This window comes from Kribbella sp. NPDC048928 (assembly GCF_043197975.1).
In the GTDB taxonomy this organism is placed as follows: Bacteria; Actinomycetota; Actinomycetes; order Propionibacteriales; family Kribbellaceae; genus Kribbella.
On record NZ_JBICUC010000002.1, the window covers coordinates 1,313,356 to 1,332,906 of the forward strand.

The following is a 19,551-nucleotide window of genomic DNA, read 5'->3' on the forward strand; positions in this document are numbered from 1 at the left end:
CGGAAAAGGTCTCCGACAGGTCCGGTTGAGTGCATTGACCGGTCGTCGGGAGCCCGCGTAACCTCGGTATCGTTCATTTTAGCGAACGTCCTGCCCGAGGAGGCCGCCATGCACCGGTCCGCCATGCACCGGTCCGCGACGCCTGATGTGGTGGTGGTCGGCGCGGGCATGGTCGGGGCCGCGTGCGCGGAGGCGCTGACGGCCGCCGGGGTGCAGGTGCTGGTGATCGACCGCGACGGTCCTGCGGCGGGGACGACGGCGGCGGGCGAGGGCAACGTGCTCGTGTCCGACAAGGAGCCGGGGCCGGAGCTCGACCTGGCGATCGCATCGCGCTCGGAGTGGGACGCGGTGCGAGGCAGACTGCCTGAGCGGGTCGCCGACGTGGAGTGGGAGGCCAAGGGTGGTGTCGTGGTGGCGACCGGAGATCCGGAGCCGCTGACCGCGTTCGCCGTGAAACAACGAGAGGCCGGCGTGGACGCGCGGGTGATCACGCCGGCAGAGGTCTTCGAGCTCGAGCCACTGCTTACTCCGCGCGTGACGATCGGTGTGCATTATCCGGAGGACGCGCAGGTGCAGCCGGTGCTGGCTGCCACTGCCCTGTTGGCGGCGGTTCGGGAGCGCGGCGGTGAGGTGCGATCGGGGGTCACCGCGCTCGGAGTGCGGCAGTCAGGTGGGCGCGTCGTCGGCGTGGACACGTCGGACGGCGACATCGCCTGCGGCGCCGTGCTGAACGCGTGCGGTCCGTGGTCGGGAGCGTTCAGCGCGGCGGCCGGTGCGCGGATCGAGGTGCTGCCGCGGCGCGGGATGATCCTGGTCACGGCGCCGTTGCCGGAGTGTGTACGTCACAAGGTGTACGACGCGGACTATGTCGGAGCCGTCGGCAGTGGCGATGCGGAGCTGCAGACGTCGACGGTCGTCGAATCGACGCGGGCCGGGACGGTGCTGATCGGTTCGAGCCGGGAGCGGATCGGGTTCGACGACACCGTTCGGGTGCAGGTGCTGCGGGAGCTCGCCCGGAAGGCCGTCGGGCTGTTCCCGTTCCTGGGCGACGTGCCGGTGCTGCGTGCGTACGGTGGCTTCCGTCCGTACGCACCGGATCATCTGCCGGTGATCGGGCCGGATCCACGGCTGCTCGGGCTGTGGCACGCGACCGGGCACGAGGGCGCGGGCATCGGTCTGGCGCCGGCGACCGGGCGGCTGATCACGGAGCAGTTCCTCGGGCTGACACCACAGCTCGACCCGACACCGTTCCGCGTCGACCGTCGGGCGGTGATCGCCGCATGACCTCCTGCCTCCGCCCGCGCTCCGGCGACCCCGCCGAGCCCGGCACGCCGCCGGCGCTCGACGTCACCATCGATGGGCAGCCCGTCACGGCGTACGCCGGTCAGACGGTCGCCGCCGTGCTGCTCGCGAACGGTCGCGACACCTGGCGCACGACTCGCGTCCATGGCCGCCCACGAGGAATCTTCTGTGGCATCGGCGCCTGCCACGACTGCCTGATCACCGTCAACAGCCTCCCCGACGTACGAGCCTGCCAACGCACCATCACCCCCGGCGATCACCTGACAACCCAACCAGGCGCCACTCTGCCCACCACTCACACCTCACCCACTGCCCCGAGCACGGGAGCGCATGGTGGTCAGTCGTCCGCTGCTCGGATGGCGGAGGTTGTTGTGGTGGGTGCAGGGCCGGCGGGGATTGCGGCTGCGCTTGCCGCGGCGGACGGTGGGGCGGACGTGCTGCTTGTGGACAACGGCCGCGCGCTCGGCGGGCAGTACAACAGGCAACTCGCCACCGAGTTCGCCGCGCACCGCCCGGACCGTCTGCAACACGAGTGGAAGTCGTTCGCCGCACAACGGGATCGGCTTGTCGCCCACCAAGGGATCACCTACCTGCCCGACACCTCGATCTGGGCCCTCGAAGACCAACGGCTCTGGGCCCAGACCGGACCGGCCGACTCGAGCGGACGGCAGCCGTTCCCGATCGACGCGAAGGCGATCGTCCTCGCGACCGGTGCATACGATCGCGTTGTTCCGTTCCCAGGTTGGGATCTCCCAGGCGTCTACACCGCCGGCGCAGCGCAAGCCCTCGCCAAAGGACAGCGCATCGCGGTCGGCCATCGGGTTCTCGTCGCCGGCACCGGACCGTTCCTGCTGCCGGTCGCCGAATCGCTGATCGGAGTCGGTGCGCACGTCGTCGCGCTCCTCGAGGCAAACTCCCTGAAGACGGTCCGCAAGGGGTGGTCCACCGATCCGATGGTTGCTCCAAGCAAGCTTAAGGAAGCGGTCGGGTACGGCGCCCTGCTCGCTCGACACCGCGTGCCGCTTCGGCACGGCTGGACCGTGATCGCCGCCCATGGCGCCGCCCGCGTCGAGGCGGCCACCCTTGCCCGCCTGGACGAGAACTGGCATCCGATCCCCGGCAGTGAACGCCGTGTCGAGGTTGACGCGCTCTGCGTCGGATTCGGCTTCACCGCCAACCTCGAGCTCGCCGTCGCCGCCCGCTGCAACCTCACCACCGGCCCCGACGGCGGCCCGGCCGTGTCGGTCGATGCCGACCAGCAAACCAGCACTCCGGGCGTCTTCGCCGCCGGCGAACTCACCGGCATCGGTGGCGCCGCGCTCTCTACCGCTGAAGGCACCCTCGCCGGCACTGCCGCCGCCGCCCACATCCGAACCGCCGCCCACGACACGCCAACCGCAGCCCACCACACCCGGACCGCCGCCGACCACACGCGAACTGCCACGCGCTCGGCAGGTACTCCGGAGGCCGGCTGGGATCGTGAGGTTCGCGGGGTGGTGGACAAGGGGCGGCGGTTTGCGGTTGCTTTGGCGGCGGCTTATCCGGTGCGGGACGGGTGGCAGAGTTGGAGTACCGCGGAGACTCTCGTCTGCCGGTGTGAAGAAGTGACGCGTGGTGAGCTCGAAGGTGCCGCCGAGGCGCGCGGGCTGGCAGACGGCCGGGCAATGAAGCTCAGCAGTCGCGCAGGGCTCGGGATGTGCCAGGGCCGAGTGTGTTCGCGCACAGTCGCCGCCCTGCTCGCCGGCCCCGGCGACGTACCGGTACCAAGTATGAAACGACCGATCGCCGTACCAGTGAGGCTGCGGGATCTGGCGGCGGCCGAGGCCGCGCAACCAGCAGGCACCAAGTCGGCAGTCAGGCCGGCAGTCGGGCCGGCACCTATGGAGGAAGAATGAGCGAGAAGCTGGAGGGCGTGATCGTTGCGACCGCGCTCCCGTATGCCGAGGACGCGGCGGCGCCGGCGGGACTGCGGCCGGACCTGGACAAGTACGCCGAGCACTGCCGCTGGCTGGTCGACAACGGCTGCCGCGGTGTCGGACCGAACGGTTCCCTCGGTGAGTACTCGTCGCTGTCCGACGACGAGCGCCGCGCCGTCGCGAGGACCGCGATCGAGGCTGTTGGCGACGACGGCATCGTGATCGTCGGCGTGCACGGGGTCGGATCGCACCAGGCGCGGGCGTGGGCGGAGAAGGCGGCCGAGGACGGCGCCACCGGCGTACTGTGCCTGCCGCCGACGATGTACCGGGCGAATCGCGGTGAGGTGATCGCGCACTTCACCGAGGTGGCGAAGGCCGGCCTTCCGGTGATGGTCTACAACAACCCCCTCGACACCAAGGTCGACCTGACGCCGGACCTGCTCGCCGAGATCGCGCAGATCGAGAATGTCGTTGCGGTGAAGGAGTTCTCCGGTGACGTCCGGCGGGTCCTGGAGATCCGCGAGTTGGCGCCCGACCTGGCCGTGATCGCGGGCGCGGACGACCTGACCCTGGAGGCGCTGCTGATGGGCGCGACCGGCTGGTTCGCCGGCTTCCCGAACGTGTTCCCCAAGGAATCGGTGCAGTTGTTCGAGCTTGCGACGCAGGGCAAGCTGGAGGAGGCCCGGGCGTTGTACGAGCCGCTGGTCGCCGCGTTCCGGTGGGATTCGCGGACCGAGTTCGTGCAGGCGATCAAGTACGGCATGGATTACGTCGGGCGGTTCGGCGGACCGTGCCGGCCGCCGCGCGGGCCGCTCGTTCCCGAGCACCTCGCGCAACTGGAGCAGGACATGAAGAAGGCCGTGGAGTCGCTGAAATGAGGCAGGCATGAGGTCGGTACGGACGATCACCGCCATCGACTCGCACACCGAGGGGATGCCGACCCGGGTCGTCACCGGCGGGGTCGGCGTGGTGCCCGGCGCGACGATGGCGGAGCGCCGTGAGTACTTCATGGAGCACCTCGACGACCTGCGGTTGTTCCTGATGAACGAGCCGCGCGGTCACGCCGCCATGAGCGGCGCGATCCTGCAGCCGCCGACGCGATCCGACGCTGACTGGGGCGTGCTCTACATCGAGGTGTCGGGGTGCCTGCCGATGTGCGGCCACGGGACGATCGGCGTCGCGACCGTCCTCGTCGAGTCCGGCATGGTCGAGGTGACCGAACCCGTCACCAAGGTCCGGCTCGACACGCCCGCCGGGCTCGTCGTCGTCGACGTTGCCGTGAGCAACGGTCGCGCGGAACACGTGACGCTTCGCAACGTCCCCTCGTACTCGCACGCGCTGGACGCCTCGGTCGACGTGCCGGGGCTCGGCAAGGTGACCTACGACCTGGCGTACGGCGGGAACTACTACGCGATCCTGCCGCTCGAGCAGCTCGGGATCCCGTTCGACCGGGCCGAGAAGGACCGCATCCTGAAGGCCGGCCTGGACATCATGGACGCGATCAACGCCGCCGACCGCCCGGTGCATCCGCTCGACCCCGGGATCAGCGGGTGCAAGCACGTCCAGTTCACGGCACCGGGGCTGGACGGCGCAGACTCCCGCAACGCGATGGCGATTCATCCGGGCTGGTTCGACCGCTCACCGTGCGGCACTGGTACGTCCGCGCGGATGGCGCAGCTCCACGCCCGCGGCGAGCTCGCCCTCGACTCCGACTTCGTCAACGAGTCCTTTATCGGTACCCGCTTCACCGGACGCCTCCTGGAGGAAACCACCGTCGGCCCGTACCCCGCGGTCGTTCCCACCGTCACCGGCCGAGCCTGGATCACCGGCACCGCCAACTACCTCCTGGACCCCGACGACCCCTTCCCCACCGGCTTCGTCCTCTGACAACCGCAGGTCCTACCAGGCGCGTGAACAGGAAATGGTGGGTGGGCACAGGAAGCGGTGGCCGGGGACAGGTTATTTCCTGTGCAGGCCCCCTGGTTCCTGTCCACTGGACCCGCGGCCGGCCGGCCAGCAGCAGGGTGGGGCGGGGGTGGGCAGAGGCAGGGCGGTGCCGGAGGCGGGTCAGCGGTGGAGTTGGGATTGCCAGTTGGTGGGGACTTTGCCGCCGGGGACGGGTTGGGTCTCGGGGCGGGCGGTGGGTGGGGCGAGGTCGGGGCCTTCGTAGTACTGGGCCTCGCCGTAGTGCCAGAACCAGTCCTCGCCGGGCTCGAAGCTGCGGACGATCTGGTGGTCGGTCTCGGCCGCGTGGGCCGAGGCGTGCTGCGCGGGGGACGAGTCGCAGCAACCGACGTGACCGCACTGGGCGCAGCGACGGAGGTGGAACCACCAGCCGTCGGCTTCCAGGCACTCGACGCATCCGGTGCCGCTCGGGGGAACAGTGCTGTCGATGCCCGGGGTTCCAGAAGTCATACCGCACATCCTGACTCGTCTGTCCGAGTCCGACAAGGAACGCCTATTCGATCCACGGCGAGTTCTTGATGACGTCGACGAAGTCGGTGTGGTGGAAGCCGGGGACGAAGTGTTCGAGGACGTCCGCCTTCACATTGCCGAAGGTGGTCGCAGGGCGATCCCGCAGGCCCGCCGTGAAGGCGTCGAGGATGCGCGCCTTGAAGTCCGGGCGCGGGTGGGCGGCGACGACCGCGGTGCGCTGTGCAGGCGTGATCGAGTCGTACCCGATCCCGAGGACGTCGAGCTCGACACCGCGCGTGACGAGCGCGATCTCGGGCGCCAGGTGCAGCGGGATCTCCGGGGTGGTGTGCAGTGCGATCGCTGTCCAGACGCGGTCGGCCGGCTCGCCGGTGATGCCGTGGTCGTCCAGGAAGCGGCGGGCCTCGTCGGCGCCGTCGATCTCGAAGCGTTGGTCGGTACGCCGGTAGCGCTCGGTCAGACCGAGGTCGTGGAACATCGCGCCGACATACAGCAGTTCAGGGTCGTACGCGAGCTCCTGGCCGCGGAGCGATCCGAACAGGAAGACGCGGCGTGAGTGGTCGAACAGCAGCGGGGCTGCGGTGTCGCGGACGAGCTCGGTCGCTTCCTGCGCGAGCTTGCTGTCGGGGATCCGGACCCCGGCGATCTCTTCGGTCATCGGGCGCTTCCTCTCTCGAAGGGGTTCCAGATTCGCGCTCGGAGGTACGGTGGTGCCATGTCCTTATCGCCAGATGAACCTCAGATTCGGACACACCGCGTGGCGTTTGTCGTGTACGACGGTGTGACGCTGCTCGATGTCACCGGTCCCCTCGAGGTGCTCCACCAGGCGAACCTCGCGCACCAGACCCAAGCGGAGCTGTACGAGGTGGTGCTTGTGGGGAAGGAGCGTGGAGTGGTGCGGGCCGGCTCGGGGGTCGAGTTGGCGGGGGTGGTTCCAGCCGCAGAGGTTGGCGCGGTCGGGACCGTGGTGGTGCCAGGGGCGGATCACCTTGTTGGTGGCGTGCCGGATGAGGTGCTGGAGGTGACGGCGGCGCTGGCCGAGGCGGCCGTGCGGGTGGCGTCGGTATGCAGTGGGGCGTTCGTGCTGGCTCAGCTGGGGATGCTCGACGGACGGAGGGCGGCGACGCACTGGCGGCATGCCGGGGCGCTGGCGCGGCAGTACCCAAAGGTGCGTGTTGAGCCGGACGCATTGCATGTCGCCGACGGGCGGTACGTGACCTCTGCCGGGATCAGCGCCGGCATCGATCTCACGCTCGCCATGGTCGAGGGGGATCACGGCAGCGATCTCGCACGGGCGGTGGCGCGGGAACTTGTCGTCTTCATGCAGCGGCCTGGTGGGCAGTCGCAGTTCTCCACCGCGATGGCGACTCCTCCGGCGCGGACCGATCAGTTGCGGGCGATCGCTGAGTCGGTGGTTGCCGACCCGGCCGCTGACCACAGTCTGTCGACCCTGGCTGCCGCGGCGGCCGTCAGTACGCGGCATCTGACCCGGTTGTTCCAGAGCGAGTTCAGTACGACTCCAGGGCGCTGGGTCGAACGCGTGCGGCTGGATCGGGCGCAGCAACTCCTGCTCGACGGCCACAGCATCACCACGGCCGCGCGGCTCAGCGGGCTCGGCAGCGACGAGACTCTGCGCCGCGCGTTCGCTCGGCAGCTCGGCACGACGCCGACCGAGTACCGCCGCCGCTTCCAGGCAGCCAAGCAATAGAGGACAGAGACTGTCCGCTGCTGTTGGGAGGGTGGTGGCATGACAACGACACGGATTCCGGGCGGCAAGGGAAGCGTTACGCCATACATCGTGGCGAAGGGGGCGGACAGGTTTCTGGAGTTTGTGGAGCGGACGTTCGAGGTGCGGGCGAGCGGGCGGTTCTTGAACGAGGACGGGACCGTGGGGCATGCCGAGATCACGGTCGGTGAGTCGGTTCTGATGACGTTTGACGCAGCCGCGGACTGGCCTGATACGCCCAGCTTCCTCAGTGTGTACGTCGACGATGTCGAGCGGACGTACCAGCGAGCACTCGACGCCGGCGCGAGCGTCGTCACCGAGTTGATGTACTCCGGCATCACCGGCGATCGGGGCGGTCGCGTGCAGGATCCGGTGGGCAACATCTGGTGGCTGCAGACGCACGTGCAGGACGTGGACCCGAGCACGCTGCCGGCGCTTTTCGCGGATCCGGCGGAAGCCGACCTGATGCGGCACGCGCAGCAGACGTTCGCCGACGCGATGGTCAGCTGACGAGTCGCACGGGTTGGCCGGGGCGGGCTTGAGCGCAGGCGTCCAGGTCCGCGTCGGTGACGTACGCGATGACCGGGTAGCCGCCGGTCACGGGATGGTCGGCGAGGAAGATCACCGGCGTACCGGAGGGTGGGATCTGGATCGCGCCACGGGCCATGCCTTCACTGGCGAGTTCGCCGGTCCGGGCGCGTTCGAGTGGTGTTCCGTCCAGCCGTACGCCGACGCGGTTGCTGTTGCTGCTGACGTGGTACGTCTGCGAAAGGAGCGACGTCCACGCCGCAGCGGTGAACCAGTCTCGTCGTGGGCCTGGGGTTACCTGGATCACGACCCGACCGGCGGTGGGATGGGCGACCGGGGCCAGATCCACGCCCGGCATCGGACGTACGAGCGAGCCGATCGGCAGCGTCTGCGCGGGACTCAGCGGCGGCGGACCCAACCCGGAGAGCAGGTCGGTCGAGCGGGAGTTGAGGACCGGCGCGACGTCGATCCCGCCGCGGACTGCGACGTAGGTGCGCAGACCGCTCGTCGGCGGCCCGAGGCGCAGGACCTCACCGGCCCGTACCAAGGTGGGAGCGTTCAGCGGTACGCCGATGCAGGGCGCGCCCGTGATTGCGACGAGGAGGTCGCCGTCCGCGTGAAGGGCCAGGCCGCCGTACGTCACCTCCAGAGCGGCCGCGCCGCCCTCGTTCCCGACCAGCCGGTTCGCGAGCTCGTACGACGCCCGGTCGCAGGCGCCCGACGCGGGGACGCCGAGGGCCGCCTGCCCGGTGCGTCCGCGATCCTGGATTGTTGCCAACGGCCCCGTTGCGAGAACGGTCAGGCTGCTCATCCACGACCCGCGTCGACGAACCGGACCCGGCGCCCGGGATGGAACAGTGCGGCGGGCTCACGGGACGAGTCGAAGATCCGCACCGACGTACGGCCGATCAGCTGCCAACCGCCCGGCGACTCGCGCGGATACACGCCACTGAACTCGCCGGCCAGTGCGACGGCGCCGGCCGGGACCTTCGTCCGCGGTGAGGAGCGGCGTGGGATGTCCCAGTCGCCGGTGGACGTCAGGTAGCCGAAACCGGGCGCGAATCCGGAGAAGGCCACGGTCCATTCGTCGGCGGTGTGGCGGGCGATCACCTCGGCTGCCGTGCAGCCGAGGAGGCCGGCGACGTCGGCGAGGTCCTCCCCGTCGTACACGACCGGGAGCTCGACGAGATCGCCGGTCGCCCGGCGGTCCTGAGAAGGGGTCAGGTCCTGCAAGGCTCGTGACAAGGAGGCGAGGTCGCCGCTTGTGGTGACGAGGATCGTGCGGGCGGCCGGGACGATATCCACAACACCCAAAGGCGGATCGGCCGACAGGGCGGCGTAGTACCCGAGCACGTCGTCCAGGCCGTCGAGCTCCACGAGCAACGCCCGGTCCCCGGCGGGCAGTACGCGCATCAGCCGGTGAACGGGCGCAGCGTGACGCCCGCTCCCTCCAAGGCGCCGCGCACCCGGCGCGCGATCTCGACAGCCCCCGGAGTGTCACCGTGTACGCAGATCGAGGCCGCATCCAGCACGAGCGTGCCGCCGTCGATGTCGCGGATCGCCTCGCCCGTTGCCATCGCCGTACTGCGGGAAGCGATCTCGTCCGCGTCGTGCAACACGGAACCGGACGTGCGCCGGGAAACCAACGTGCCGGCCGACGTGTACGCGCGGTCCGCGAACGCCTCGTGCACCACGGTCAGCCCCGCCTCGGACGCGAGCCGGAGCCACTCGGACCCGGGCAAGCCGAGGACCGGGAGCGTCTTGTCGTACTCCGCGACGGCCGCGACGACAGCGCCGGCCTGCTCCACGTCGTGGCCGATCGTGTTGTAGAGCGCGCCGTGCGGCTTCACGTACCGGACCCGATCGCCGGCGATCCGCGCGAACGCGTCCAGCGCGCCGAGCTGGTACACGACCTCGTCGCGCAGCGCGGCCGGCTCGATGTCGACGTACCGCCGCCCGAAGCCGGCCTTGTCGGCGTACCCGACGTGGGCACCGATGGCGACGCCGCTCTCGACCGCGCCGGCCGTCACCCGGCGCATGATCGACGGGTCGCCGGCGTGGAACCCGCAGGCGACGTTCGCGCTCGTGACGACGTCGAGCAGCGCCGCGTCGTCACCCATCGACCAGGAGCCGAAGCCTTCACCCATGTCCGCGTTGAGATCCATCCGCCACCTCCCGACACCGAGCCTAGGGATTGTTCAACAATCCTGCAAGAGTCTTGTTCCACTTTTCGGCGGCACCTGGGATGATGCAGGGATGACTGAGAGCGGCCGGCAGGCATGGCTGCGGACCGTCGCGGCCGACGTCGCCCGACTGGACCGGAGCAGCTCGGCGGAACGCGCCGCGGACATCCTCCGCCGCAGTATCACCGAGGGCGCGCTGCCGCCCGGCGCGCAACTGTCCGAGGTCGAGCTCACCGAGGTCCTGGAGGTCAGCCGGAACACCCTGCGCGAGGCGTTCCGGCTGCTGACCCACGAGGGCCTGCTGGTCTACAAACTCCATCGCGGCGTCTTCGTCCCGGAGCTCGACGAGCGGGACGTGATCGACCTGTACCGGCTTCGTCGCGTCCTCGAGGTGGATGTCGTCCGCGGGCTGGCCGAACGCGACCCCGAGCTGCCTGCGCACCGGATCGAACCGTTGCACGACGATGTCGAGGCCGCCGAGGCCGGTGCCCGCGCGGACCGTTGGCCGGCCGTCGGTACGGCGAACATGCGCTTCCACGAGCACCTGATCGGACTCGCCGACAGCGCGCGGATGGACGCGATGACCGGCCGGCTGCTGGCGGAGTTGCGGCTCCTGTTCCACGTGATCGCGACGCCGCGCGAGCTGCACGAGCCGTACATCGGGCGGAACCGCGGCCTGTACGAGCTGCTCGAGGCCCGCAAGTACGAGCAGGCCGCCGCGGACCTGCACCAGTACCTGCTCGACTCCGAGCAAGGCCTGCTCGCGGCGTTCCGCGATAAGGGCTTGCGTCAACCCGCGACCACCTGAATTGATGAGCAGAAACGTCAGCAGCAAAGGGGAGTGCAGGTCATGACCGACGACGCCCGGACCGACCAGACACCGAAGTCCTACCGTCCGATCGACGCCAAGGGTTTCCGCGAGTTCATCGCCAGCGGCTGGGGGCCGGTGGACCGGTCGGTGTCGGTGCCGGACGGGCTCGCCGAAGCGGCCGCCGAGCATCGGCGGAAGCTGGCCGCGGCGCTGCCGGGCCGCCGGATCGCGCTCGGCGCCGGTCGCGCCCCGGTCCGGTCGAACGACACCGACTACGACTTCCGCGCGGACAGCGACTTCGTCTGGCTGACCGGCTGCCAGGCCGAGGGCTCGGTGCTCGTCGTCTCCGGCGACGGTGACGCGACGCTGTACCTGCGCGAGACCGCCGGCCCGGACGAGGCGGACTTCTTCGCGAACGCCAGCGAGGGCGAGCTGTGGATCGGCCCGGTACCGGGCCTGAAGGACTGGTCGGACGCGCTGCAGATCGCCTGCCGCCCGATCGACGAACTGCCGGCCGCGCTGCGTGGCGCGGTGCCGTTCGTGCTGTCCGTCCCCGGCGTCGAGCCGATGCTGGACGCCTTGGTCCGGACGTCGGCGACCGACGGCAACGCGCTGCGCCAGTCGATCGCCGAGCTGCGGCGGATCAAGGACGACTGGGAGCTCGACCAACTGCGCGAGGCGGTCGCGGCCAGCGTGCAGGCGTTCGGCGATGTGGCCAGTGAGCTGCCCGAGGCGATCCGGGGCGGCGGCGAGCGCTGGCTGCAGGGCACCTTCGACCGGCGCGCGCGGACCGCGGGCAACGGCGTCGGGTATGCCTCGATCGTTGCTGCCGGCAAGCACGCGCCGGTGCTGCACTGGGTCCGCAACGACGGCCCGGTGAACGAGGGCGACGTGATCCTGCTGGATGCTGGCGTCGAGACCCGCACGCTCTACACCGCCGACGTGACCCGGACCTTCCCGGCGACCGGTGAGTTCACCGCGGCGCAGCGGCAGGTGCATGACCTGGTCCACAAGGCGCAGGTCGCGTCGCTCGAAGCGGTCAAGGTCGGAGCGCCGTACCGCGCGTTCCAGTACGAAGCCATGCGCGTCCTGGCCGAGGGCCTGCGGGACTGGGGCCTGCTCGAGGCATCCCTCGACGAGCTGCTCGGCCCGGACGGGCAGCAGCACCGCCGGTACATCGTCTGCGGCACCGGCCACTACATCGGCCTCGACGTCCACGACTGTGACGCGTCGCGTCCGGAGGCGTACTTCGCCGGCACCATCGAGGCCGGGATGGCGCTCGCGGTCGAGCCGGGTCTGTACTTCCACCCGAACGACGAGACCGTACCGCCGGAGCTGCGCGGGATCGGCATCCGGATCGAGGACAACGTGGTGGTCCACTCCGACCGGCTGGAGATCCTCACCGAGGACCTGCCGATCACCACCGACGGCCTGGAGCAGTGGACCCGCTCGCACCTGCCGAAGTAATCAAAATTACCGGTCACGATCAGTAACACTCGCCGCTGCCCACCGATGTAGAGGACGGGGGAGGGCTGCACTCGGCGGGCGCGTGGCAGTGGGGGGCCGCGAGGCCACGCGCCGGCCGAAGGCGGCCTGGACTGGGGCCAGGGGGGACCCGGGATCCCCGGGTACGGGGAGTAGTCATGAACCTACGGGTACGAATCATGAACTGTGGCGACCTGCACTGGTACGCCGACATCGACGACGCCGACGATCCGCAACCGGACGACCCGTTCTGGTACGTCGACAACTGCCGGAGCCAGGCGCAGGCTCTGGAGACAGCCTGCGCCGAGCTCCGGCTGATGGCCGGACGCCTGATCCGTGGGGACCACCTCGACCGCGTCCTCGACATCACCGGCGTACCGGTCTGACCGATCAGCCTGCCGGTGGTACGGCGGCACAGCTGGTGCCGCGCTTCGGCACGACCTTCTTGATCAGGTAGTCGTCGACGGCTGCCTGCATGCAGGGGCTCTTGTTGTAGCTGCCGTGTCCCCAGCCTTCGTACGTGAGCAGCACTCCGGACCGTCCGAGCTGACGCTGCACGCTCTGCGCCATCCGGTACGGCGTAGCCGGGTCGTGGATCGCGTTGGCGAGCAGCACCGGCGTCTTGAGTCCGTGGACGTCCAGCACGTGCTGCGGGTTGTTCGCCTTCGGTGCACCGAGACAGATCGACACCGCCATCAGTTGACCCGGGTAGCGCATGTCCTGGTTGTTGCGCGCCAGCCGCTGCAGGTGCGCGGCGTACTCGCGGTAGTCCTTGACCGGAAGGTTCCAGTCCTGACAGAACACCGCCAACGGGTTCTGGGCGAGCCCGGTCGGCGCCGCGGCAGCCGACGGGGTTTTCAGGTCCTTCAGCGTCTCGGCAAGCGCGGACCACTCCGGGTCGTAGAGCAGCCTGAACACCTGGAAGCTCAGCTTGAACGGATCACTCGACCGCGCCAGCAGGCCTGCCCACAGCGCATGAATGTCCTGCCCGTGCAATGCACAGTCTGTCGACGCGTCGCACCACTTCACGAACTCGTCGAACGAGTCCTGCGCCGCCGCAGCCTGCACGTCGAGGAACGACTTCGTCGTCGGTGAGCTGTGGTCGAGCACGCTCTCCACCACCATCGCGCGGACCCGCTTCGGGTACGTCTCGGCGTACTGCGCCCCGAGCAGCGTCCCGTACGAGCTGCCGTGGAACGAGATCGTGGATTCACCGAGCGCGCGGCGGATCGCGTCGACGTCGCGCACCGTCTGCCAGGTGTCGATGTGGTCGTACAGCGGACCGGTGTTCTTGCGGCAGTCCGCGGCGAGCCGGCGGTTGTAGTCGATCGTCGTACGGAAACCGGCCGCGCTGGTGATGATCGGGGACGGCTGCTTGCTCAGCAGGTCGGCCGAGCACGTGACCGGGTTGCTGCGGGCGATGCCGCGCGGGTCGAAGCTGACGACGTCGAAACGGTCCTGTACGTCGGCGCTGAACCGGTCCATCCCGGTCTTGATCCGGTCGACCCCGGAGTCGCCGGGACCGCCCGGGCCGAACACCAACGTACCGACGCGTTCGCCTGGGACTTTGGCCGTCCGGCGGGCGATCGCCAGGCCGAACGTCGGCCCGCCCGGGTTCCGCCAGTCGACCGGCAGTTGGAGGGTCGCGCACTGCGAGCCGCGGACGACGGCGGGATCGTCCTCGCCCTCGGGTTGGCAGTCGGTCCAGTGCACCCGGGGCGGCGCGGCCGTTGCGGGGAGCGTCGTCAGCCCGGCGGCCGCGACGCCGAGCAGCAGAGCGCCGCTGAGGACGCTTCGGGGAAAAATCATGCCCTCGATCCTTCGGCAATCGCTTGCTGCGGGCATCAGGGACGAGCCCCGCGCAACCCCGGTCGAGGCTTGGGGGACTTGCTAGGGTCGGACTCGAGAGGCCGGATTGACGGCGGTCGCGCCACCGCCGTACCGTCCACAACGTCAGTTATGCACCAGCCGCATGAACCCGTGCGGGAGAGACCCGGGCCAGGGAGCGACACCCAGGACCCGGGCGCCGTAGGAGCAACTCTCCCCAAGAATCTCTCAGGCACCTTCACCGCGCGGGCGAGGCACCTCTGGAAGACATCCGTCTGACAGAGCGGGGAGGACACCAAACGGTCAACGGCGACCGGAAGGAACCTCCACACGATGGCGATCAGCGTCTTCGACCTGTTCAGTATCGGGATCGGCCCGTCGAGCTCCCACACCGTGGGACCGATGCGTGCCGCCCGCACCTTCGCACTCGGCCTCGCCGACGACGGCCTGCTGGCCGCGACGACGACCGTCCAGTCGCAACTCTTCGGCTCGCTCGGCGCGACCGGGCACGGGCACGGCAGCAACAAGGCGGTGCTGCTCGGTCTCGAGGGCGCCGACCCGGAGACCGTGGTCACGCACTCGGTCGACGCCCGCGTCGAGACGATCCGCGAACGCGGGAAGATCGCGCTGGCCGGCACCCACGAGATCGCGTTCGACGAGAACACCGACCTGGTGATGCATCGGCGCAAGGCGCTCCCGTACCACCCGAACGGGATGATCTTCGTCGCCCGGGACGCGACCGGCGCGGCGCTGCGGGAGCGTACGTACTACTCGGTCGGCGGCGGGTTCGTGGTCGACGAGAACGCGGCCGCGGGCGACCGGATCGTGCCGGACACGACGCCGTTGAAGTATCCGTTCAGGACCGGCGCGGAGCTGCTCGACCGGTGCCGCGAGTCGCAGCTGTCGATCAGCGAGGTGATGCTCGCGAACGAGCTGGCCTGGCGGACCGAGGACGAGATCCGCGACGGCCTGCTGCGGATCTGGCAGGTGATGCAGGACTGCGTCCGCGAGGGCTGCGAGACCGAGGGCATCCTGCCCGGCGGCCTGAAGGTGCCGCGCCGCGCGCACGCGCTGCACAAGAAGCTCAGCCAGGACCCGTGGTCGGTCGATCCGCTCAAGGTGATGGACTGGGTGAACCTGTTCGCGCTCGCGGTGAACGAGCAGAACGCGTCCGGCGGGCGGATCGTCACCGCCCCGACGAACGGTGCGGCCGGCATCATTCCTGCCGTACTGCATTACTACCGGCGGTTCGTGCCGGGGTCGACCGAGGCGGGCGCCGTACGGTTCCTGCTCACGGCCGGTGCGATCGGCGTGCTCTACAAGGAGAACGCGTCGATCTCCGGCGCGGAGGTCGGCTGCCAGGGCGAGGTCGGCTCGGCCTGCTCGATGGCCGCTGCCGGGCTGTGCGAGGTCCTCGGTGGTACGCCGCAGCAGGTCGAGAACGCTGCCGAGATCGCGATGGAGCACAACCTGGGCCTCACCTGCGATCCGGTCGGTGGCCTGGTGCAGATCCCGTGCATCGAGCGGAACGCGATGGCGTCGGTGAAGGCGATCAACGCGGCCCGGATGGCGATGCACGGCGACGGCGTACACGTGGTCACGCTCGACAAGGTGATCAAGACGATGCGCGAGACCGGCGCGGACATGAAGATCAAGTACAAGGAGACGTCCCGCGGCGGCCTCGCCGTCAACGTCATCGAGTGCTGACGATCACCACGGTACGGTGCCGTGCAGCGACAGGTACTCCGCGGTCGGCCCGTCCGTGGCGATCGTGGCGAGCCGGACGATGATGTCCGCGCCCTCCTCGATGGTCTGGTAGCCGCTGCGCCCGTTGAAGTCGGTCGCGGTGTAGCCCGGGTCGACCACGTTGATCCGCAGGTTCGGCAACTGCCGCGCGTACTGCACAGTCAGCATGTTGAGCGCTGCCTTCGAGGCACCGTACGCCGGAGTGGGCACCCAGACCGGCACCGTGGCGACGGCGTCGGGGTTCACGGCGGCCGCGATCGAACCGAGACCGCTGGAGACGTTGACGATCACCGGGTTGGCGCTGCGCTCGAGGAGCGGCAGGAACCGGCGGATCATCCGCACCGGCCCGTACACGTTCAGGTCGAACACCTGGTGGAAGTCCTCGGCGGTGAAGTCCCGGGCGTCTTTGCGCGGTCCGGGGATGCCGGCGTTGTTGATCAGTACGTCGAGAGTGTCCAGCTGCTCGGCGGCAGCGTCGACGGACTCGTCGCTGGTCACGTCCAGCGGCAGGTAGTGCGCGCCCAGGTCGGCCGCAGCCTGCTTGCCCCGCTGCGGGTCGCGGGCGCCGATGTAGACGGTGTGTCCGGCCTCGATGAGCCGGCGGGCGGTTTCGAAGCCGAGGCCCCGATTCGCCCCGGTGATGAGTGTTGTGGTCATGGCTTCACCTTCCCGCCGCGGGTGTCGTCGAGGTAGTACCCACATCGTCCTAGGGAATGGCAGTACCAGGCTGAAAGGCCCGGCGCGCGGAATACTGGTTCCATGGGTGAACTCGGGAGGACGCTGCGCGCCTGGCGCGACCGGGTGACTCCTGCCGAGGTCGGTCTGCCCAGCGGCGGGAGCCGGCGCGCGCCGGGGCTGCGGCGCGAGGAGCTGGCGCTGCTCGCCGGTCTGTCCGTGGACTACGTCGTACGGCTGGAGCAAGGCCGGTCGGATTCGCCGTCCGCGCAGGTGCTGACCGCGCTGGCCCGGGCGCTCCGGCTGTCCGATGCCGAGCGCAACCATCTGTTCGTACTGGCCGGAGCGGTGCAGCCGACGCCGGGCCGCATGTCGACGTACATCCCGCCTGGGGTGCAGCGGATCGTCGATCAGTTGGACGGCGCACCGCTGTCGGTGTGCGACGCGGCCTGGACGATGATCAGCTGGAACCCGTTGTTCGCAGCACTGATCGGTGACCCGTCGCAATGGCAGGGGCGGCACCGCAACATCATCTACCGGAATTTCCTCGAGCCTGGGGATCGGGTCGTGCAGACCCCGGAGCAGCAGGAAAGCTTCCGGATCGCGATGGTGACCGATCTGCGGGCGTCGCTGGCCCGGTATCCACACGACCCGGAGTTGCGGGCCTTGATCGACGAGCTCCGTACGGTCGAGGAGTTCGCACGGCTCTGGGACGACCCGGTCGTCGGATTCCACCAGTCGGAACGCAAGACGATCCGGCATCCCGAGGTCGGCACGTTCGACATCGACTGCGACGTGCTCGCCGTACCGGGCAGCGATCTGCGGATCGTCGTCTACACGGCGGCCCCGGGCACCGAGGCCGCCGAGAAGCTCCGCCTGCTGTCGGTGATCGGTTTACAGGCCCTGATCTGAAGCGTCAGCTAACGCATCGCATTCCTACCGTCGCGTAGGTGGCATTGAATTTGCCATTGGTTTCACTTTTGGGTGGATTTTCTTCCAAGGACTGTTTGAAACGCCTGGTCAGCCGATACTCTGCGGGCCTTGTGAATGCCATGCCCGCTTCGGCTTCCCGTCGCTCGCCCTGGCAGAACCCGCGGCGTCGCCGTCAGGTTGCCGCCGGCGTGGGCATCGTGCTGCTCGGATACCTGCTGCTCGTGCTGATCGCCCTGCTCGGCGGTCCGCGGATCGGCGCGTCCTTCCTGCCGCTCCCCGGCGGCGGCCCGGAGCCGGCCAGCCCGGTCGCCGCGCCGCAGCCCGGTCAGCCGAACCAGGAGATCGTGGTCCCGCACGAGACCACCTCGACCCCGGCCGCGACCCCGGTGGTGCCGCCGCCCACCTCCGTACCGACGTCGTTGCCGACCGCAACGAATCCCGGTGAGGTGCAGCTCCCGTCCGGCACCACGACCACGCCGTGTCCCACGACGCAACCCCCGGGACTGCCGACGCCGGAGCTTGCCGAGACAACCACCGGCCGCACGACCGCACCGGTCACCCGCCGCCCACCGACCGCGCCGCCGCCGCAGACAACCCGTCCGCCCGCGCCGCCGACCACCCAGGATCCCACCACCCAGGACCCGACAACCCAGCCCACAACCAAACCCACAAAGCCCCCCACCTCCACCCCACCCCCGACCACCCCGACCAACCCTGACCCCCCGGACAACCCCAACCAGCCCACCGGCCTAGGAGCCCTCCTAGGAGCCCTCCTGGGAACCCTCGGCCTCTAGTGACACACGTGTACCAGGGTCGGCTTATGTCGGTGAAGCGCGTCAACGTGTATCCCGACCCCGCATCACGCGTTCCGGCTCTTCCCCGACGACCTCTAGTACGCCTCCACTTCGGTGGTGGGGGCGTTGCCGTTGGGGCGGGGTTGAAGGTTGATCTGCCAGCCCTGGTTGCGGGTGAAGGTCTGGTCGAACTTCTTGAACGTGCAGGTGGAGCGGAACTGGTGGCGCTTGGGATCCCAGTCGGCGCCGCTTTTGAAGTACAGGCGGTAGGCGCCGCCGATGCGGTTCACGGTTGTGGTCTTGGTCGCCTGGAGGTAGAGCATCACCTGGGGGCTGCCGGGCGGGCTGCCGTCGCCGACGAGTGAGATCGCGACGTCCGCCGCGGTGCCGTTGGTGATCCTCAGTCGGCCGGTGCCTTCCGGACCGCGCCGGATCAGGACCTCGCCGCTCGGCGGCCGCTCGCTCTTGGGGGCCGGCCCGGGGTCGGGCAACGTGGCGCCGAACTTCAGCTTCAACCGCTCCAGCTGGTCGAACGCAGTACCCAGGTCGGCGCGCAACTGCCGCTGCACCTTCTGCGAGGTGTACGCCGCCCCGCCGCACCGCGCATCGTCCTCGGTGGCGTCCGCCGTACTCGTCAACCGGCTCGCCGCGACCCCGATCCGCTCCTGCAACAGTGTGTGTACGCCGGTCAACTGCGGCGTCACGGTCAGCGCAGCCAACCGGACCGCGACCGTGTTCAGCGACCGTGCCAGCGTACGCATCCCCTCGCCCAGGCCCTCCGCCGTACGCACCCGGGTCAGCGTCCGCGCGGGGCCGGCCAGCACCTGATCGATCCGGGTCAGCTCGGCCTGGTACGCCGCGACGTTCAGCGGTGCGGACGTCGGGACCGACGACGCCGGCGCCGGAACGGCACTTCCGGACGTGGACGCGACCGGGCTCGGCGGATGCTCCGGTTTCCCTCCGCAGCCCGCCGCGACCAGACCCACCCCGACACAGAGCGCAAGCCAGCGCCTCATCCCCACCCCCAGGTCCCCACCCATGTGCTACCCAAGGGTAAAGCATTTGGGCGTGGGGGGGGGGGGGGGGGGGGGCCGCCGCGCCCCCCGCCGCGTGGGGGGGGGTGGGGGGCGCGCGCGCGGCGCCCCGGGGGGGTGCGGGCGGGGGGCGGCGCGCGCCTGTGGGGAGGGGGGCG

Annotated in this window: 20 protein-coding genes and 1 riboswitch; of the genes, 12 read left to right on the forward strand and 8 right to left on the reverse strand. The window is 69.8% G+C overall.

Features of this window, described 5'->3' with window-relative positions; translation table 11 throughout:
• The first annotated feature begins 108 nt into the window (after nucleotides 1-108).
• Genes ACGFI6_RS13345 through ACGFI6_RS13360 form a run of 4 tightly spaced genes read left to right on the forward strand, consistent with a single transcriptional unit; the run spans nucleotide 109 to nucleotide 5,105 of the window.
• Nucleotides 109-1,284 (forward strand): NAD(P)/FAD-dependent oxidoreductase, encoded by a 1,176-nt coding sequence (locus ACGFI6_RS13345; protein ID WP_393118035.1) that lies wholly within the window; start codon nucleotides 109-111, stop codon nucleotides 1,282-1,284.
• A complete protein-coding gene (locus ACGFI6_RS13350; RefSeq protein WP_393118037.1) occupies nucleotides 1,281-3,197 on the forward strand; it encodes an FAD-dependent oxidoreductase in 1,917 nt (638 codons plus the stop codon). Before ACGFI6_RS13345 ends, ACGFI6_RS13350 begins: the two co-directional genes overlap by 4 nt.
• On the forward strand, nucleotides 3,194-4,096 hold the full coding sequence (locus tag ACGFI6_RS13355; protein WP_393118039.1) for a dihydrodipicolinate synthase family protein: 903 nt from the start codon (nucleotides 3,194-3,196) through the stop codon (nucleotides 4,094-4,096). Before ACGFI6_RS13350 ends, ACGFI6_RS13355 begins: the two co-directional genes overlap by 4 nt.
• Before the next feature lie 7 nt (nucleotides 4,097-4,103).
• Nucleotides 4,104-5,105, forward strand: coding sequence for a proline racemase family protein (locus ACGFI6_RS13360; protein ID WP_393118040.1), 1,002 nt, complete (start codon nucleotides 4,104-4,106; stop codon nucleotides 5,103-5,105).
• A 180-nt stretch (nucleotides 5,106-5,285) separates the two neighbouring features.
• Here the strand turns inward: ACGFI6_RS13360 and ACGFI6_RS13365 are convergent, their stop codons facing one another.
• Entirely contained in the window at nucleotides 5,286-5,633 is a 348-nt protein-coding gene (locus ACGFI6_RS13365) for a UBP-type zinc finger domain-containing protein (RefSeq protein ID WP_393118042.1), read from the reverse strand.
• A gap of 43 nt (nucleotides 5,634-5,676) precedes the next feature.
• Entirely contained in the window at nucleotides 5,677-6,309 is a 633-nt protein-coding gene (locus ACGFI6_RS13370) for an HD domain-containing protein (RefSeq protein ID WP_393118044.1), read from the reverse strand.
• A 99-nt stretch (nucleotides 6,310-6,408) separates the two neighbouring features.
• On the opposite strand from ACGFI6_RS13370, the gene ACGFI6_RS13375 reads away from it, so the two are divergent.
• Nucleotides 6,409-7,359, forward strand: coding sequence for a GlxA family transcriptional regulator (locus ACGFI6_RS13375; RefSeq protein WP_393118046.1), 951 nt, complete (start codon nucleotides 6,409-6,411; stop codon nucleotides 7,357-7,359).
• Nucleotides 7,360-7,398: 39 nt separating this feature from the next.
• Nucleotides 7,399-7,887: a VOC family protein gene (locus ACGFI6_RS13380; RefSeq protein ID WP_393118047.1), complete on the forward strand. Its 489-nt coding sequence runs from the start codon at nucleotides 7,399-7,401 to the stop codon at nucleotides 7,885-7,887.
• Here the strand turns inward: ACGFI6_RS13380 and ACGFI6_RS13385 are convergent.
• From ACGFI6_RS13385 to ACGFI6_RS13395, 3 genes are read right to left on the reverse strand one after another with little or no spacing between them, the layout of a single operon-like run.
• Nucleotides 7,880-8,716, reverse strand: a complete 837-nt coding sequence (locus ACGFI6_RS13385; RefSeq protein WP_393118049.1) for a biotin-dependent carboxyltransferase family protein — start codon at nucleotides 8,714-8,716, stop codon at nucleotides 7,880-7,882. The two genes, ACGFI6_RS13380 and ACGFI6_RS13385, sit on opposite strands and share 8 nt — an antisense overlap.
• Nucleotides 8,713-9,318: an allophanate hydrolase subunit 1 gene (locus ACGFI6_RS13390; RefSeq protein WP_393118051.1), complete on the reverse strand. Its 606-nt coding sequence runs from the start codon at nucleotides 9,316-9,318 to the stop codon at nucleotides 8,713-8,715. Before ACGFI6_RS13390 ends, ACGFI6_RS13385 begins: the two co-directional genes overlap by 4 nt.
• On the reverse strand, nucleotides 9,318-10,070 hold the full coding sequence (locus tag ACGFI6_RS13395) for a LamB/YcsF family protein (protein WP_393118053.1): 753 nt from the start codon (nucleotides 10,068-10,070) through the stop codon (nucleotides 9,318-9,320). Before ACGFI6_RS13395 ends, ACGFI6_RS13390 begins: the two co-directional genes overlap by 1 nt.
• A 91-nt stretch (nucleotides 10,071-10,161) precedes the next feature.
• On the opposite strand from ACGFI6_RS13395, the gene ACGFI6_RS13400 reads away from it, so the two are divergent.
• The 3 genes from ACGFI6_RS13400 (at nucleotide 10,162) to ACGFI6_RS13410 (ending at nucleotide 12,770) form a co-directional block, all read left to right on the forward strand.
• Nucleotides 10,162-10,896, forward strand: a complete 735-nt coding sequence (locus ACGFI6_RS13400; protein ID WP_393118055.1) for a GntR family transcriptional regulator — start codon at nucleotides 10,162-10,164, stop codon at nucleotides 10,894-10,896.
• A gap of 42 nt (nucleotides 10,897-10,938) precedes the next feature.
• Nucleotides 10,939-12,366: an aminopeptidase P family protein gene (locus ACGFI6_RS13405; RefSeq protein ID WP_393118056.1), complete on the forward strand. Its 1,428-nt coding sequence runs from the start codon at nucleotides 10,939-10,941 to the stop codon at nucleotides 12,364-12,366.
• 176 nt (nucleotides 12,367-12,542) lie between these two features.
• Entirely contained in the window at nucleotides 12,543-12,770 is a 228-nt protein-coding gene (locus ACGFI6_RS13410) for a hypothetical protein (RefSeq protein ID WP_393118057.1), read from the forward strand.
• Between the two features lie 4 nt (nucleotides 12,771-12,774).
• On the opposite strand, the gene ACGFI6_RS13415 is transcribed toward ACGFI6_RS13410, so the two are convergent.
• Nucleotides 12,775-14,193: an alpha/beta fold hydrolase gene (locus ACGFI6_RS13415; RefSeq protein WP_393118058.1), complete on the reverse strand. Its 1,419-nt coding sequence runs from the start codon at nucleotides 14,191-14,193 to the stop codon at nucleotides 12,775-12,777.
• Nucleotides 14,194-14,357: 164 nt separating this feature from the next.
• Nucleotides 14,358-14,465: riboswitch (glycine riboswitch) on the forward strand.
• Between the two features lie 79 nt (nucleotides 14,466-14,544).
• Between ACGFI6_RS13415 and ACGFI6_RS13420 the strand changes: the two genes are divergently transcribed.
• On the forward strand, nucleotides 14,545-15,918 hold the full coding sequence (locus tag ACGFI6_RS13420) for an L-serine ammonia-lyase (RefSeq protein WP_393118059.1): 1,374 nt from the start codon (nucleotides 14,545-14,547) through the stop codon (nucleotides 15,916-15,918).
• Between the two features lie 3 nt (nucleotides 15,919-15,921).
• Here the strand turns inward: ACGFI6_RS13420 and ACGFI6_RS13425 are convergent, their stop codons facing one another.
• A complete protein-coding gene (locus ACGFI6_RS13425) occupies nucleotides 15,922-16,614 on the reverse strand; it encodes an SDR family NAD(P)-dependent oxidoreductase (RefSeq protein WP_393118060.1) in 693 nt (230 codons plus the stop codon).
• A 102-nt stretch (nucleotides 16,615-16,716) separates the two neighbouring features.
• On the opposite strand from ACGFI6_RS13425, the gene ACGFI6_RS13430 reads away from it, so the two are divergent.
• Both ACGFI6_RS13430 and ACGFI6_RS13435 read left to right on the forward strand, forming a co-directional pair.
• Nucleotides 16,717-17,544, forward strand: coding sequence for a helix-turn-helix transcriptional regulator (locus ACGFI6_RS13430; protein WP_393118061.1), 828 nt, complete (start codon nucleotides 16,717-16,719; stop codon nucleotides 17,542-17,544).
• Nucleotides 17,545-17,684: 140 nt separating this feature from the next.
• Nucleotides 17,685-18,359: a hypothetical protein gene (locus ACGFI6_RS13435; RefSeq protein ID WP_393118062.1), complete on the forward strand. Its 675-nt coding sequence runs from the start codon at nucleotides 17,685-17,687 to the stop codon at nucleotides 18,357-18,359.
• A gap of 95 nt (nucleotides 18,360-18,454) precedes the next feature.
• Here the strand turns inward: ACGFI6_RS13435 and ACGFI6_RS13440 are convergent, their stop codons facing one another.
• Nucleotides 18,455-19,375, reverse strand: coding sequence for a hypothetical protein (locus tag ACGFI6_RS13440; RefSeq protein ID WP_393118064.1), 921 nt, complete (start codon nucleotides 19,373-19,375; stop codon nucleotides 18,455-18,457).
• Between the last annotated feature and the right edge of the window lie 176 nt (nucleotides 19,376-19,551).